We start from the raw sequence: 14,242 nt of genomic DNA, 5'->3' as shown, positions 1-14,242 counted from the left end.
CCGGCGGCAAAGCCGCGCCGCGGCGTCTGCGCCGCGGCCTGCTGCGCTCAGCGGATCGAGCGGGTGAAGGGGAAGACCTTCGTGAAGCCGATGATGTCGGTCACCAGCAGCAGCACGAAGATGAACACGACGGTGCCGAGGATGTCGGCGGCGCCCGCGGGCGCCTCGTCGATGTGGCGCGCGAGCATCGCGACCTCGGCATCGGCGAGCGCAGCGACCCGCTCGCGGGCCTGGCCGACGTCGACGCCGCGCTCGGTCAGCGCCGCCACGACGTCGGCGCGCTCCAGCAGCGCGTTCAGGCGCGCGCGCTGCTCGGCCGCGCCGGCATCGGCGGCGACCATGCCCTGGGCCGCGGCGACCTGCTCGGTGCCGATCAGCGCCGCCTGCGCGGTCTGCAGGGCGCCTGCATAGCTGATGCTGGCGGCCACCAGCATGGCCAGCCAGCGTGAGGGACGACGGTTCATTCTTCTGCTCCTTCAGTTCGGGATCGGGGCCCGTTGATGCCGGGCCGCAAGGCACGCCGGCCGGCGCCCCCGACGGCGCCGGCCGGCGATCATCATCGGAGTGCGGCGCGCGTGGCCTGCGCCGCCTCGCGCCACTGCGGCTCGGCCGCCTCGGCGCGCGCCAGCGCGCGCTCGGCCGCGTCGCGCGCCGCGTCGCGCTCGCCCAGCAGCGACCGCAGCCGCGCGAGGTTGTTCCAGGCGGCGGCGCTGTCGTGCTGCCGCGCCGCGGCCTCGAGCACCGCGGCGGCGTCGGCCGTCAGGCCCTGCGCGTGCAGCGCGCTGCCCAGGCCCATCGCCAGCGTCAGGCTGCCGGGCCAGCGCGCGAGCGCGGCGCGGTAGGCCCGGACGGCGTCGGCGGGCGGCGCGACGCGCTCGAAGGCCACCGTCGCCGCGGTCGCCTCGCGCTCGGTGACGGTGCGCGCCAGCTCGCCCGGCGGCACCGCGACGAAGGCCCAGTGCCCCGAGCGCGCCCAGGTGTGTTCGAAGGTGCGCAGGCTCATCACCTCGCGCTCGGTGGTGCCCGAGCGCAGCACGAGCTCGCCGCGCACGAGGTCGTGGCCCACCACCACCGCGTAGTGCCACAGCGGCCTGATCGGCAGGCTCAGGTTCAGCAGCACCACCACCGGCCGTCCGGCCGAGACCTCGCGCAGCAGCGCATCGAGCTCGCCCGGGATGCGCATCGCGAGCGCCCCGTGGCGTCGCGCGCCGCCGAGCATCTCGAGCTGCAGCGTGCCCTGGCGCGAGGGAAGGAAGATCTGTTCGCCGAGCAGCGCCGGGTCGGCCTTCAGGCCGGCCGCGCCGAGCGCGGTGGCGAGCGCCGCCGGACCGCAGTGGTAGGCGGTCTGCGGGAAGAAGGGCACGGCGTGCAGCTCGACCGGCTGCCTCAGCTCCGCCGGCGCCGCCTCCCGCAGCGCCGCGGTCTGCGGCGGCACGAACGACGCGCAGCCGCCGGCCAGCGCCGCCGCGAGCAGCAGCGCCGGACCGAGGCCCGCGCGCCGCAGGCTCATCGCATCGACTTGGTGAAGGGGAAGATGCTCGTGTAGCCGAGGATGTCGGTCACGACCAGCACCGCGAGCACCACCACGACGATGCCGAGCGCGGAGGCCGCGCCGGCGGGCGCCTGGTCGATCTGCTGCGCCAGCGCCGCGACCTCGGCGTCGGCGAGCGCCGCGACGCGATCGCGCGCCTGCTCGACGCTGACGCCGCGCTCGACGAGGGCCGCGGCCACGTCCTCGCGCTCCAGCAGCGCGTTCAGGCGCGCACGCTGCTCGGCGGCGCCGACATCCACGGAAACCATGCCTTGCGCGGCGGCGACCTGCTCGGTGCCGATCATCGCGGCCTGCGCGGTGGGCATCACACTCGCGAAGCCGATGCTCGCGGCGGCCAGGGTGGCCAGCCAGCGTGAGGGACGACGGTTCATGGGAACTCCTCTCTCTCGGTTAGAGGCCCGACGACGCCGGGCTGCATTCATCCTAGCCCCGTGCCCGGCGAGCGGGGGGTGCCCAAACAGGGGGAAGGCACTGGGCGCGGCGCCGTCGCATGCCGGCAACGGGTGTTTTCCCGGGCCTGCTACGCTTGCGGGATGACGACAAGAACCACGGCCGGCGAACCGGCCGCCGCCGCGCGCGACCCCGCCGTCATCGCGCTGGCGCTGACCCTGCTGCTGGGCATCCAGCCCGTCACCACCGACCTCTACCTCCCCGCGCTGCCGGCGCTCACGCAGGACCTGGCGGCGCCGATGGCCGCGGCGCAGCTGACGCTGTCGGGGCTGATCATCGCCTTCGGCTTCGGCCAGCTGCTGTGGGGCCCGGTGTCCGACCGCTGCGGGCGCCGCCCGGTGCTGCTCGCCGGGCTCGCGCTCTACGTGCTCGCGAGCGTGCTCGGCGCGCTGGCGCCGACGATCGAGATGCTGGTGCTGTGGCGCGTCGTGCAGGGCACGGCGCTCGCCGCCGCGGTGGTGTGCGGCCGTGCGCTGGTGCGCGACCTGTTCGAGCCGCACGAGGGCATGCGGGTGATGTCCAAGGGCATGTCCGGCCTCGGCGTCATCGCGCTCAGCAGCCCGGCCATCGGCGGCGTGGTCGCCGCGACGCTCGGCTGGCGCGCGGCGCTGCTGGTGCCGGGGCTCTTCGCCGCGGCGGCGCTCGCCTTCATCGCGTGGCGGCTCGACGAGACGCTGCCGCAGCGCAACCCGCAGGCCACGCGGCTGGCGCCGCTGCTGGCCACCTGGGGCCGCATCCTGCGCCACCCGACCTTCCTCGCCTATGCCGCGCTCACCACCGGCACCTACGCGGGCCTCTTCACCTTCCTCGCCGGCTCGTCCTTCGTCTTCATCGACGTGCTCGGCACGACGCGCATCGAGTACGGCCTGCTGATGGCCTCGAGCTCGGTCGCCTACCTCGCCGGCACCTTCTGGTGCCGCCGCGGCCTCCGGAGCCACGGCGTGCGCGGCACCGTCGCGCGCGGCGCGGTGTTCACGCTGGCAGGCGGCGCGGCGATGGCGGGCCTCGCGCTCGCCGGCGTGCACGGCATCTGGGCCGTGATCGTGCCGCAGTGGCTCTACGCCTTCGGCCACGGCATCCACCAGCCCTGTGGCCAGGCCGGCGCGGTCGGCCCCTTCCCGGGCAACGCGGGCGCGGCCTCGGCGCTGTCGGGCTTCCTGCTCGCGGTCGGCGCCTTCGCGGTCGGCGGCTGGCTCGGCGTCGCGATGAACGGCACCGTCTACCCGATGGTGCTGACGCTCGGCTTCTGGGCCGCCGTCACCGCGCTCGTCGCGTGGACGCTGGTGCAGCGCCACGGCGACCCCTCGGTCGCCCGCGCGGCATGAGCACGCCGCACTGGATCGGCCTCGCCGGCCCGACCGCCTCGGGCAAGACCGCCGCGGCGCTGGCGCTCGCGCGCGAGCTGCCGGTCGAGATCGTCAGCGTCGACTCGGCGCTGGTCTACCGCGGCATGGACATCGGCACCGCCAAGCCCACGCCCGAGGAGCGCGCGGCGGCGCCCCACCACCTGATCGACCTGATCGAGCCGAGCGCAGCCTACTCGGCGGCGCAGTTCGTCGCCGACGTGACGCGGCTGATCGGCGAGATCGCCACGCGCGGCCGCCTGCCGCTGCTGGTGGGCGGCACGATGCTCTACTTCAAGGCGCTGCTCGACGGACTCGACGCGCTGCCGGCGGCCGACCCCGCGGTGCGCGCGGCGCTCGAGCGCGAGGCCGCCGCGCGCGGCTGGCCGGCGCTGCACGCCGAGCTGGCCCGGGTCGACCCCGCCGCCGCCGCGCGGCTCGCGCCCAACGACGCGCAGCGTATCCAGCGCGCGCTCGAGGTCTGGCGCGTGTCGGGGCGGCCGCTGTCGTCCTTCCACAGCGACCGCTTCGGCCAGGCCCCGCGCGCGCATCCGCAGGCGGTGATCGTGTCGCTCGAGCCCGCCGAGCGCGGCTGGCTGCACGCGCGCATCAATCAGCGCTTCGCGCAGATGCTGGACGCCGGCCTCGTCGACGAGGTGCGGCGGCTGCGCGCGCGCGGCGACCTGCACGCGGAGCTGCCGTCGATGCGCGCGGTCGGCTATCGGCAGGCGTGGGAGGCGCTCGACGCCGCGCAGGCCGCCGGGCGCGACACGCTCGACGCGACGCAGCGGGCGCTGCTGCACGAGCGCGGCAGCGCCGCGACGCGCCAGCTCGCCAAGCGCCAGCTCACCTGGCTGCGCTCGATGCCGCAGCGGCTGAGCGTCCCCTGCGACGCACCCGACGCGCTGGCACGGACCGTCGCGACGCTCGAGGCGCAGGCGCGGCGGCTGGGGGCGGCATGAACGGGGCGACGACCGCGCCACTGCTGCAGGTCGAGGGGCTCGAGCGGCGCTACGGCGACACGCCGGTGTTCAGCGGCGTCGCGCTCGCGCTCGCGCCGGGCGAGTTCGTCGCGCTGCTCGGCGAGTCGGGCGTGGGCAAGTCGACGCTGCTGAACTGCATCGCCGGGCTCGACCGGCCCGACGCGGGCCGCGTGCGCATCCTCGGCACCGAGCTCACCGCGCTCGACGAGACGCGGCAGGCGCTGTTCCGGCGCCGGCACCTCGGCTTCGTGTTCCAGGCCTTCCACGTGCTGCCGCACCTGAGCGTGGCGCAGAACGTCGCGCTGCCGCTGACGCTGCTCGGCGAGCCCGACGAGGGGCGCGTCGCGCGGGCACTGGCCGAGGTCGGCCTCGAGGGCCTGGAGGCGCGGCTGCCGCAGCAGCTCTCGGGCGGGCAGCTGCAGCGCGTCGCGATCGCTCGCGCGCTGATCCACCGCCCGGCGCTGATCCTCGCCGACGAGCCCTCCGGCAACCTTGACCCCGGCACCGCGTCACGCGTGATGGATGCGCTCGCGTGCCAGGTGCGCAGCTACGGTGCGGGCTGCGTGATGGTGACGCACTCGCAGGCCGCCGCGGCGCGCGCCGACCGCGTGCTGCGGCTGAGCGCGCAGGGCGTGCTCGACGCGTGATCCGCCGCAGCGGGACCGCGCCGGGCCCCTGCCGCGCCCCGTCGGCACCTGATCCCCTGCGCCTTGATGAACGTCAAGGGCGGATACATGCCGTGACACTATAGTGACAGCATATTTTCAGGGGTCGATCATGTCCGTCGAATTGTTCCGCAAGAAGGGCCACGTGTGCCTCATGTTCACCGACCTCAGCTCGGAGTCGGGCGATGCGGTTCAGGCCAACCAGTTCCTGGTGGTCAACGACGACACCGGCGCGATCATCGACCCGGGCGGCAACCTCGCGTACAGCGAGCTCTACCTGGGCATGACCAAGCACTTCCCGCCCAACCGGCTGTCGGCGATCATCGCCTCGCATGCCGACCCGGACATCATCGCCTCGCTCGACCGCTGGATGACCGCGACGAGCTGCCCCGTCTACATCTCCAAGGTGTGGGAGCGCTTCATCCCGCACTTCTGCAAGCCCGGCAAGACCGAGGGCCGCGTCGTCGGCATCCCCGACCCCGGCATGCACATCCCGATCGGCAACTGCGAGCTCGTCGCGCTGCCGGCGCACTTCCTGCACGCCGAGGGCAACTTCCAGTTCTACGACCCGATCGGCAAGATCCTGTTCTCGGGCGACCTGGGCGTGTCGCTGGGCACCGGCGCGCAGGCGCAGAACTGGATCACCTCGCTGCAGGACGCGCTGCCGCGCATGGAAGGCTTCCACCGCCGCTACATGGTCTCCAACAAGATCCTGCGGCTGTGGGCGCGCATGGTGCGGCAGCTGCCGATCGACATGATCGTGCCGCAGCACGGCGCGCCGATGACCGGCCCTGCGGTCAAGGAGTTCATCGAGTGGGCCGAGCACCTGAGCTGCGGCATCGACCTGATGACCGACGCGCACTACACGATCCCGGACTGAGCCGCGCCCGCCGCCGGCCCGCCAGCTGCGCGGGCCGTTCGGCCGGGGCCCGGCACGACGCGCCGGCCCTGGCCACAATGGGCGCGTGACGCCGCCCGCCGCCCTCCCCTCCCCGCTGCCCGCGCTGCTGCGCGGCTTCTCCTGGCGCGAATGGCGCCACCATGCCGGCCGCAACGCGCTCGCCGTGCTCGCGGTGATGCTCGGCGTCGCGCTCGCCTTCTCGGTGCACCTGATCAACCGCTCGGCGCTCAGCGAGTTCAGCGCCGCGGTGCGCAGCATCAACGGCCAGCCCGACCTGAGCCTGCGCGGCGCCACCGGCGCCGGCCTCGACGAGGCGCTCTACGGCAGCGTCGCCGCGCACCCCCGCATCGCCCGCGCCAGCCCGGTGGTCGAGGCGGAGAGCTACGCGCTCGACGCGGCCGGGCGGCGCCAGCCGCTGCGCGTGCTCGGCATCGACGCGCTCGTCGCCGCGCCGCTCGCGCCGGGGCTGGTGCCGCAGCTCGCCGAGGGGCAGGAGCGGCTCGACCTGTTCGCCCCGGACGCGCTCGCGCTCAACGCCGCGGCGCAGCAGGCGCTCGGCCTCGCGCCGGGCGACACGCTGCGGCTGCAGGCGGGCCTGGCGCTGCGGGAGCTGCGCGTGGTCGGCAGCGTCGCCGCGGGCGGCTCGCCGCTCGCGGTGATGGACATCGCCGGCGCGCAGGAGCTGTTCGGCTCGCTCGGCCGGCTCACGCGCATCGACCTGCAGTTCGTCGCGGGCGCCGCGCCGCGCGAGGTGCTCGCGGAGCTCGGCCTGCCGCCCGGCGTGCGCGCGGTGGCGCCCGACGACGCCGCCGAGCGCATCTCCAACGTCTCGCGCGCCTACCGCGTCAACCTGACGGTGCTCGCGCTCGTCGCGCTCTTCACCGGCACCTTCCTCGTGTTCTCGATCCTGTCGCTGTCGGTGGCCAAGCGCCAGCAGCAGTTCGCGCTGCTCGGCGTGCTGGGGCTGACCGCGCGCGAGCGGCTGCTGCTGGTGCTGGCCGAGAGCGCGCTGCTCGGCGTGCTCGCGAGCGTGCTCGGGCTCGCGCTCGGCACCGTGCTCGCCGGGCTCGCGCTGCGCCTGCTCGGCGGCGACCTCGGCGGCGGCTACTTCACCGGGGTCGCGCCGAGCCTGCAGTTCTCCTGGGCCGCGGCGGCCGTCTACGGCGCGCTCGGCATCGCCGCGGCGCTCGCCGGCGGCTGGCTGCCGGCGCGCGCGATGCAGCGGCTGCCGCCCGCGCAGGCGCTCAAGGGCCAGGGCCTGGTTGACGCGGGCCGGCGCGACGGCGCGGCGCGCGCGCTCGGCCCGGCGTTGCTCGCGCTCGGCGCGCTGCTGGCGCTGCTGCCGCCGCTCGGCGGCGTGCCGCTGTTCGCCTACCTGTCGGTCGCCGCGCTGCTGCTCGGCGGCATCGCCTGCGTGCCGCCCGCGGCCGGCGCGGTGCTCGCGCTGCTCGCGCCGCTCGCGCGCCACCCGGTCGGGCTGCTGGCGCTGGAGCGCGCGCGCCGCATGCGCCACGGCGCGACGCTCGCCGTCGCCGGCGTGGTCGTGAGCCTGAGCCTCGCGGTGGCGCTCACCGTGATGGTGGCGAGCTTCCGCGACTCGGTGGCGCGCTGGCTCGACGTGGTGCTGCCGGCCGACCTGTACGTGCGCACGGCCACCGGCAGCGCCGCCGCGGACAGCGCCTTCCTGCCGCCGCCGCTCGTGCGCGCGGTGGCGGCGCTGCCGCAGGTGACGCGGCTCGACACGCTGCGCCTCGTGTCACTGAGCCTCGACCCCGAGCGCCCGTCGGTCGCGCTGATCGCCCGCCCGCTCGCGGACCCGGAGCGCACGCTGCCGCTGGTCGGCACGCCCGCGCCCGCCGCACCGGGCGAGGTCGGGGTCTGGGTCAGCGAGGCGATGGTCGATCTCTACGGCGCGCGCGTCGGCAGCGTGCTCGCGCTGCCGCTGCGCCCCGGCGAGCCGCCGGTCGCCACGCGCGTGCGCGGCGTGTGGCGCGACTACGCGCGCCAGCACGGCGCGGTGACGATCGACGCGGCCGACTTCGTGCGCCTGGCCGGCGACACGCGCGTCAACGACCTCGCGCTGTGGCTGCGCGAGGACGCGCGCACCGCCGACGTGCAGCAGGCGGTGCGCCGCCTGAGCGACGACCCGGCGCTGATCGAGTTCGCCGAGCCGCGCGAGATCCGCGCCACCTCGCTGCGCATCTTCGACCGCAGCTTCGCGGTCACCTACTGGCTGCAGGCGGTGGCGATCGGCATCGGCCTGTTCGGCGTCGCGGCGAGCTTCTCCGCACAGGTGCTGGCGCGCCGCAAGGAGTTCGGGCTGCTGTCGCACCTCGGCTTCACCCGCGCGCAGCTGCTCGGCATCGTCGGCGGCGAGGGCGCCGCGCTCACCGGCGTCGGCGCGCTGCTCGGCCTCGCGCTCGGCCTTGCGGTGAGCCTGGTGCTGGTGCATGTCGTGAACCCGCAGAGCTTCCATTGGACGATGGAGATGCTGCTGCCCTGGGATCGACTGGCGCTGCTGTGCGCCGGCGTCGTCGCCGCCGGCACCGTCACCGCGCTGGTCGCGGGCCGCGCCGCCGCGGGACGCGACGCGGTGCAGGCGGTCAGGGAGGACTGGTGATGAAGCGCCGACCGTTTCTCGGCCTCGCCGCGCTGCCGCCGCTGCTCGCCGCGGCAGGCGCGCAAGCGCAGAAGCCGGCGTCCGGCGGTCCCGCCGCCGGCGTCCCGCCCGTCCCCGCGCCAGAGCCGCCCGTCATCCGGCCCGGCACGGTGCTCGCCTTCCCGCGCGACTTCGGCGCCCACCCCGAATTCCGCACCGAGTGGTGGTACGTGACGGGCGCGCTGGAGGCCGGCGGCGGCGAGCGCTTCGGTTTCCAGGTCACCTTCTTCCGCTCGCGCACCAGCGTGCCGCCGGAGCACCCGAGCCGCTTCGCCGCGCGCCAGCTGGTGTTCGCGCATGCCGCGGTGACCGACCTCGCCGCCGGCGAGCTGCTGCACGACCAGCGCATCGCGCGCGCCGGCTTCGGCATCGCCGAGGCCGCCGGCGGCGACACCGCGGTGAAGCTGCGCGACTGGACGCTCGCGCGCAGCGGCCCGGTCGATGCCGGCCGCTACGCGACGCGGGTGCAGGCCACGCGCTTCGCCTTCGCGCTCGAATGCCTCGAGACCCAGCCGCTGCTGCTGCAGGGCCGCGCCGGCTACTCGCAGAAAGGCCCGCACCCCGTGCAGGCGAGCCACTACTACTCCAAGCCCCAGCTCGCGGTCGCCGGCCGGCTGACGCTGGGCGGGCACGAGCGCGAGGTGCGCGGCCGCGCCTGGCTCGACCACGAATGGAGCGAGGCGCTGCTCGACACCCAGGCGGTCGGCTGGGACTGGATCGGCATGAACCTCGACGACGGCGGCGCGCTCACCGCCTTCCGGCTGCGCCGCGCCGACGGCAGCGCGCTGTGGGCCGGCGGCAGCTTCCGGCCGGCCGGCGGCACGGCGCGCAGCTTCGGCCCCGACGAGGTGGTGTTCGAGCCGCTGCGCCGCTGGACCAGCCCGGCCACGCGCGCGAGCTACCCGGTCGCTTGGCGCGTGCGCACCCCGGGGGGCGCGTTCGAGGTCCACGCGCTGCTCGACGCGCAGGAGCTCGACAGCCGCGCCAGCACCGGCGCGGTCTACTGGGAAGGCCTGAGCGAGCTGCGCGACGTGCAGGGCCGGCGCGTCGGCGGCGGCTACCTCGAGATGACCGGCTACGCCGGGCGGCTGCGGCTGTAGCGCCCGGGCGGCGGCATCAATTGCGGAACTTCTGCGTCACCATCAGGCCGTGGCGGCCGCCGTCGAGGACGCCGATACCGACGCGCCCGAAGGCGGGACGCAGGATGTTGGCGCGGTGGCCGGGCGAGTCCATCAGCCCCTGGTGCGCGGTGGGCAGCGTGCGCGCGAGCGCGAGGTTCTCGCCCGCGGTCAGGAAGCGCACCTTGCTCGCGCGCAGCCGGTCGAAGGGGTCCCGGCCGTCCGGCGTGACGTGCGAGAAGTAGCCGCGCGCGAACATGTCGCGCGAATGCGCGCGCGCCACCTCGGCCAGCTCCGGGTCGGCCTTCAGCGGCTGCAGTCCCTGCGCCCGCCGCTCCTCGTTGAGCATCTCCAGCATCCGCGCCTCCAGGTCTTCGCGCACCCGAGGATCGGGCACCGTGAAGGGCAGCTTGACCGTGTCGCGCGGCCCGGTGCGCACCGTCAGCGTGTCCAGCGCGGCGCCCGCGGCCTCCTCGAACACCGTCGCCAGCTTCGCCTCCAGCCACTCCGCCGGCACCGCGAGCCGCCCGGCCAGCACGCTGTCGCGGGCGCGGGCGCTCAGCCCGTCGAACAGCGGCAGCGCGAGCAGCAGCAGCGCCAGGATCGTCGCGTTGATCAGCCCGTTGACGAGGCCGGGCGCGAGGCCCAGCACGCGGTTGGCGCGGTGCACGTGGGCCGCGCGCGGCAGCGCGTCGAGCGCGCGCTGCATCAGGCTGCCGACGAGCAGCCGCGCCAGCACGAGCGCGAGCACGAAGGCGAGCGGCGGCCCCCAGACGCCGAGCGCCACGACATGGCGCTCGATCAGCCCCGCCAGCGGCCGGTAGCCCGCGAAGGCCAGCACCAGGCTGGCGAAGAGCGTGAGCAGCCCCGACGCGGCCGACAGGAAGCCGTGGCGCCAGCCGGCCCACAGCCCCAGCAGGATCACGAGGCCCAGAAGGATGTCGACGAGGTTGGCAGAGATGTCCACCGCGGCTCCCGATGCGAACCCGACATGGCAAGCCGCGTGCTCGACCGCCCGCGACCGGGGGCGGCCCGGCTCAGCGCAAGGCGGGTTCGCGCGCCGCCTCGAGCCGCTGCCGCTCGACCAGCCTCACGAAGGCCTCGGCCGGCGGCGACAGCGCGCCGCGCTCGCGCATCGCGAGCAGCAGGCGGCGCTGCGCGAGCGGCCCCTCGATGCGCACGAGGCGCAGGCCCATCGCCGCGGCGTGGGGCACCGCCGCCGCGCCGGGCAGCAGCCCGATGCCCAGCCCCGCCCCCACCATCCGGCACATCGCGTCGAAGCTGCGGATCTGCACGCGGATCGTCAGGCTGCGCCCGGCGGCCTCGGCCGCGGCGGCCATCTGGCGCGTCAGCGAGGTGGCGCGGCCGAAGGCCACGAACTCGTGCTCCAGCGCCTGCGCGAAGGGCACCGCGCGGCAGGCCGCGAGCGGGTGCCGTGGCGGCACCACCAGCAGCAGCTCGTCGACGTCGCACACCAGCGTCTGCAGCCCCTCGGCCAGCGTGTGCTCGTCGATGACCGCGAGCTCCGCGGTGCCGCGCGCCACCGCCCGCGCCGCGTCGTCGCTGAACACGTCCTCCAGGTCGATCTTGATGCGCGGGTGGGCGGCCGAGTAGGCGGCCAGCGCCGCCGGCAGGAAGCGCATGAAGGCGGACGCGTTGGCCCACAGTCGCAAGTGGCCCTCGGTGCCGCGGTGGAAGTCGGCCATCGACACCGCGAGCTGCTCCAGGCGCGCGACGAGCTCGATCGCGTGGCGCTGCAGCGTCTGGCCCGCGGGCGTGGCCACCACGCCGCGCTTGCTGCGCTCGAGCAGCGGCAGGCCCACGCGCGCCTCGAGCTCGGCGATGCGCTTGCTGGCCGCCGCGAGCGAGATGCCGTAGCGCTCGGCGCCGGCCGTGAGGCTGCCCGCCTCGACCGTGAACAGGAAGAGCCGCAGCGACGCGAGATCGAAGCGTCCGAGGTTGGGCGGGAAGGACATGGGCGCCATCCTCAACCGGAAGTTGAGGCCCCGTCAACAACTTACGAACCGAAGCCCCGCCGCGCTCCCCAGAATCGGCGTCCATGACGACCCCGGACCCCCACGAGGGAGGAGACCTTCCGATGAGTGCTGAACGAGGCGCGGGCGCCCTGACCCTGTTCGAGAAGCTGTGGCAGCGCCACGTGGTGCACGAGGAGCCCGGCGGCGCCGCGCTGCTCTACGTCGACCGCCACCTGGTCTACGAGGTGACGAGCCCGCAGGCCTTCGAGGGCCTGCGCCTCGCCGGCCGCCAGCCTTGGCGGCGCGAGACGGTGCTCGCCAGCGCCGACCACAACGTACCGACCACGGCGCGCGAGCGCGGCCCCGGCGGCGGCATCGCCGACCCGCTGTCGCGCCTGCAGGTCGAGCAGCTCGAGCGCAACTGCGCCGACTTCGGCATCACCGGCTTCGGGCTGCGCGACCGCCGCCAGGGCATCATCCACGTGGTCGGTCCCGAGCAGGGTGCGACGCTGCCCGGCATGACGGTGGTCGCTGGCGACTCGCACACGAGCACGCACGGCGCCTTCGCGGCGCTCGCCTTCGGCGTCGGCACCTCCGAGGTCGAGCACGTGCTCGCGACGCAGTGCCTGTCGATGCGCCGCATGCGCACGATGCTGCTGCGCGTCGAGGGGGCGCTGCCCGCCGGCGTCACCGCCAAGGACCTGATCCTCGCGATCATCGGCCGCATCGGCACCGGCGGCGCCACCGGCTGCGCGATCGAGTTCGCCGGCAGCACGATCCGCGCGCTGTCGATGGAAGGCCGCATGACGCTGTGCAACATGGCGATCGAGGCCGGCGCGCGCGTCGGCCTGATCGGCGTGGACCAGAAGACGATCGACTACGTGAAGGGCCGCCCCTACGCACCGCGGGACGGGCACTGGGAGCAGGCCGTCGCCTACTGGCGCACGCTGGTGAGCGACGAGGGCGCGGCCTTCGACGAGGTGCTCGAGATCGACGCGACGCGGCTGCGGCCGATGGTCAGCTGGGGCACCTCGCCCGAGATGGTGGTCGAGGTGGGCGCCACGGTGCCCGACCCCGCCGCCGAGGCCGACCCGGTGCGCCGCGCCGGCATGGAACGCGCGCTCGCCTACATGGGGCTGGAGGCCGGCGTGCCGATCACCGGGATCCGCCCGGACAAGGTCTTCATCGGCTCGTGCACCAACGGCCGCATCGAGGACCTGCGCGCCGCCGCCGCGGTGCTCGAGGGCCGGCGCATCGCGCCGTCGGTCAAGCTCGCGCTCGCGGTGCCCGGCTCGGGCCTCGTGAAGGCGCAGGCCGAGGCCGAGGGGCTGGACCGCATCTTCACTGCCGCCGGCTTCGAGTGGCGCGAGCCCGGCTGCTCGATGTGCCTGGGCATGAACGAGGACCGGCTCGCGCCGGGCGAGCGCTGCGCCTCGACCTCGAACCGCAACTTCGAGGGCCGCCAGGGCGCGGGCGGGCGCAGCCACCTCGTCAGCCCCGCGATGGCCGCCGCCGCGGCGGTCGCCGGACGCTTCGTCGACATCACCACCGAGTCCCCAGCATGAGCCAGCATCCCTTCACGACGCACGACGGCCTGGTCGTGCCGATCGACCGCGCCAACGTCGACACCGACGCGCTGATCCCGAAGCAGTTCATGAAGTCGATCCGGCGCACCGGCTTCGGCGACAACCTGTTCGACGAGTGGCGCTACCTCGACCGCGGCGAGCCGGGGCAGGACTGCAGCCGCCGGCCGCGCAACCCGGACTTCGCGCTGAACCAGGCGCGTTATGCCGGCGCCTCGATCCTGCTCGCGCGCGGCAACTTCGGCTGCGGCTCGAGCCGCGAGCACGCGCCCTGGGCGCTGCGCGACCACGGCATCCGCGCGCTCGTCGCGCCGAGCTTCGCCGACATCTTCTTCGGCAACTGCTTCAAGAACGGGATGCTGCCGATCGTGCTCGACGAGGCGACGGTGGACCGGCTCTTCGCCGAGGTCGCGGCCTCGCCGGGCTACCGCCTCGCCATCGACCTCGCGGCGCAGACGGTCACGACGCCCGACGGCCGCGCGATCGGCTTCGAGATCGACGCGCACCGCAAGCACTGCCTGCTCGAGGGGCTCGACGACATCGCGCTGACGCTCGCGCGCGAGGACGCGATCCGCGCCTACGAGCGCCGGCGCCGCGAGGCCGAGCCCTGGCTGTTCGCCGGCGGCCGCTGAGCCCTGCTGCGGGCCGGCTCTCCGGCGGCCGCCGTACGCGGGCACGGACCCCCGCCATCCCTCGCGGAAGTGTCGCGCCCGACTCGCCGTCAATCCGCCCCCTGCACCGGCGGCAGCCCGGGCGAAGCGCCGCTCCTCTCCCGCAGGGCCGCCCGAGGGGTCGCGAGGCGATCGGAGTGCTTGTGCAGCGGCGCGATGACATCGCGCCCGCCAAGCATGGGCCGGTGTCGGCAAAACCGTGCTGGGAGGCCGGGACGGCGGGGAGCCGACCGTCCTGGGGCCACCGCTCGAGCGAACTGCCACTATCCGCAAGGCCCGGATGCGAGCCTGCCGTGCGGATGGCCGGCTGCGGAAAAGGCGCTCCTTTCCCGCCTTTTTCG

13 protein-coding genes are annotated in these 14,242 nt (G+C 75.1%); 8 read left to right on the top strand and 5 right to left on the bottom strand.

Annotation, left to right across the window (positions count from 1 at the left end; translation table 11 throughout):
* Nucleotides 1-47 precede the first annotated feature (47 nt).
* The 3 genes from D3A59_RS09610 to D3A59_RS09600 all read right to left on the bottom strand — a co-directional run bounded on the left by D3A59_RS09610 (nucleotide 48) and on the right by D3A59_RS09600 (nucleotide 1,923).
* Nucleotides 48-464: a PA2779 family protein gene (locus tag D3A59_RS09610; protein WP_119154697.1), complete on the bottom strand. Its 417-nt coding sequence runs from the start codon at nucleotides 462-464 to the stop codon at nucleotides 48-50.
* A gap of 92 nt (nucleotides 465-556) precedes the next feature.
* On the bottom strand, nucleotides 557-1,510 hold the full coding sequence (locus D3A59_RS09605; RefSeq protein WP_119154696.1) for a PA2778 family cysteine peptidase: 954 nt from the start codon (nucleotides 1,508-1,510) through the stop codon (nucleotides 557-559).
* A complete protein-coding gene (locus tag D3A59_RS09600; RefSeq protein ID WP_119154695.1) occupies nucleotides 1,507-1,923 on the bottom strand; it encodes a PA2779 family protein in 417 nt (138 codons plus the stop codon). Before D3A59_RS09600 ends, D3A59_RS09605 begins: the two co-directional genes overlap by 4 nt.
* A 162-nt stretch (nucleotides 1,924-2,085) precedes the next feature.
* Between D3A59_RS09600 and D3A59_RS09595 the strand changes: the two genes are divergently transcribed.
* The 6 genes from D3A59_RS09595 (at nucleotide 2,086) to D3A59_RS09570 (ending at nucleotide 9,653) form a co-directional block, all read left to right on the top strand.
* A complete protein-coding gene (locus D3A59_RS09595; RefSeq protein ID WP_119154694.1) occupies nucleotides 2,086-3,327 on the top strand; it encodes a multidrug effflux MFS transporter in 1,242 nt (413 codons plus the stop codon).
* Entirely contained in the window at nucleotides 3,324-4,307 is a 984-nt protein-coding gene (gene miaA / locus D3A59_RS09590; protein ID WP_119154693.1) for a tRNA (adenosine(37)-N6)-dimethylallyltransferase MiaA, read from the top strand. The genes D3A59_RS09595 and miaA overlap by 4 nt, the downstream gene beginning before the upstream one ends.
* Entirely contained in the window at nucleotides 4,304-4,975 is a 672-nt protein-coding gene (locus tag D3A59_RS09585; protein WP_119154692.1) for an ABC transporter ATP-binding protein, read from the top strand. Before miaA ends, D3A59_RS09585 begins: the two co-directional genes overlap by 4 nt.
* A gap of 130 nt (nucleotides 4,976-5,105) precedes the next feature.
* Nucleotides 5,106-5,873, top strand: coding sequence for an oxygen-binding di-iron domain-containing protein (locus D3A59_RS09580; protein ID WP_119154691.1), 768 nt, complete (start codon nucleotides 5,106-5,108; stop codon nucleotides 5,871-5,873).
* Nucleotides 5,874-5,958: 85 nt separating this feature from the next.
* Nucleotides 5,959-8,514, top strand: a complete 2,556-nt coding sequence (locus tag D3A59_RS09575) for an FtsX-like permease family protein (RefSeq protein ID WP_419187245.1) — start codon at nucleotides 5,959-5,961, stop codon at nucleotides 8,512-8,514.
* Nucleotides 8,514-9,653, top strand: a complete 1,140-nt coding sequence (locus D3A59_RS09570) for a lipocalin-like domain-containing protein (RefSeq protein WP_119154690.1) — start codon at nucleotides 8,514-8,516, stop codon at nucleotides 9,651-9,653. The genes D3A59_RS09575 and D3A59_RS09570 overlap by 1 nt, the downstream gene beginning before the upstream one ends.
* Before the next feature lie 16 nt (nucleotides 9,654-9,669).
* On the opposite strand, the gene D3A59_RS09565 is transcribed toward D3A59_RS09570, so the two are convergent.
* Nucleotides 9,670-10,638, bottom strand: coding sequence for a CAP domain-containing protein (locus D3A59_RS09565; RefSeq protein ID WP_205665156.1), 969 nt, complete (start codon nucleotides 10,636-10,638; stop codon nucleotides 9,670-9,672).
* 70 nt (nucleotides 10,639-10,708) lie between these two features.
* Nucleotides 10,709-11,647 (bottom strand): LysR family transcriptional regulator, encoded by a 939-nt coding sequence (locus tag D3A59_RS09560; protein WP_119154689.1) that lies wholly within the window; start codon nucleotides 11,645-11,647, stop codon nucleotides 10,709-10,711.
* Nucleotides 11,648-11,769: 122 nt separating this feature from the next.
* Here D3A59_RS09560 and leuC point away from each other — a divergent pair, with 122 nt between their 5' ends.
* Nucleotides 11,770-13,212 carry a 3-isopropylmalate dehydratase large subunit gene (gene leuC, locus D3A59_RS09555; protein ID WP_119154688.1) on the top strand — a complete coding sequence of 481 codons (1,443 nt, stop codon included), beginning with the start codon at nucleotides 11,770-11,772 and terminating at the stop codon, nucleotides 13,210-13,212.
* A complete protein-coding gene (leuD, locus tag D3A59_RS09550; protein ID WP_119154687.1) occupies nucleotides 13,209-13,862 on the top strand; it encodes a 3-isopropylmalate dehydratase small subunit in 654 nt (217 codons plus the stop codon). Before leuC ends, leuD begins: the two co-directional genes overlap by 4 nt.
* Nucleotides 13,863-14,242: the final 380 nt, after the last annotated feature.

Origin of the sequence: Caldimonas tepidiphila, assembly GCF_003569765.1 — a bacterium.
GTDB lineage: Bacteria > Pseudomonadota > Gammaproteobacteria > Burkholderiales > Burkholderiaceae_C > Caldimonas > Caldimonas tepidiphila.
This window is presented reverse-complemented; position numbering and strand designations above follow the sequence as displayed.

What these genes read in the sequence shown, in the direction of transcription:
- D3A59_RS09610 (WP_119154697.1), bottom strand. Translation starts at nt 464, where the DNA reads ATGAACCGTCGTCCCTCACGCTGGCTGGCCATGCTGGTGGCCGCCAGC.
- D3A59_RS09605 (WP_119154696.1), bottom strand. Translation starts at nt 1,510, where the DNA reads ATGAGCCTGCGGCGCGCGGGCCTCGGTCCGGCGCTGCTGCTCGCGGCG.
- D3A59_RS09600 (WP_119154695.1), bottom strand. Translation starts at nt 1,923, where the DNA reads ATGAACCGTCGTCCCTCACGCTGGCTGGCCACCCTGGCCGCCGCGAGC.
- D3A59_RS09595 (WP_119154694.1), top strand. Translation starts at nt 2,086, where the DNA reads ATGACGACAAGAACCACGGCCGGCGAACCGGCCGCCGCCGCGCGCGAC.
- miaA (WP_119154693.1), top strand. Translation starts at nt 3,324, where the DNA reads ATGAGCACGCCGCACTGGATCGGCCTCGCCGGCCCGACCGCCTCGGGC.
- D3A59_RS09585 (WP_119154692.1), top strand. Translation starts at nt 4,304, where the DNA reads ATGAACGGGGCGACGACCGCGCCACTGCTGCAGGTCGAGGGGCTCGAG.
- D3A59_RS09580 (WP_119154691.1), top strand. Translation starts at nt 5,106, where the DNA reads ATGTCCGTCGAATTGTTCCGCAAGAAGGGCCACGTGTGCCTCATGTTC.
- D3A59_RS09570 (WP_119154690.1), top strand. Translation starts at nt 8,514, where the DNA reads ATGAAGCGCCGACCGTTTCTCGGCCTCGCCGCGCTGCCGCCGCTGCTC.
- D3A59_RS09560 (WP_119154689.1), bottom strand. Translation starts at nt 11,647, where the DNA reads ATGTCCTTCCCGCCCAACCTCGGACGCTTCGATCTCGCGTCGCTGCGG.
- leuC (WP_119154688.1), top strand. Translation starts at nt 11,770, where the DNA reads ATGAGTGCTGAACGAGGCGCGGGCGCCCTGACCCTGTTCGAGAAGCTG.
- leuD (WP_119154687.1), top strand. Translation starts at nt 13,209, where the DNA reads ATGAGCCAGCATCCCTTCACGACGCACGACGGCCTGGTCGTGCCGATC.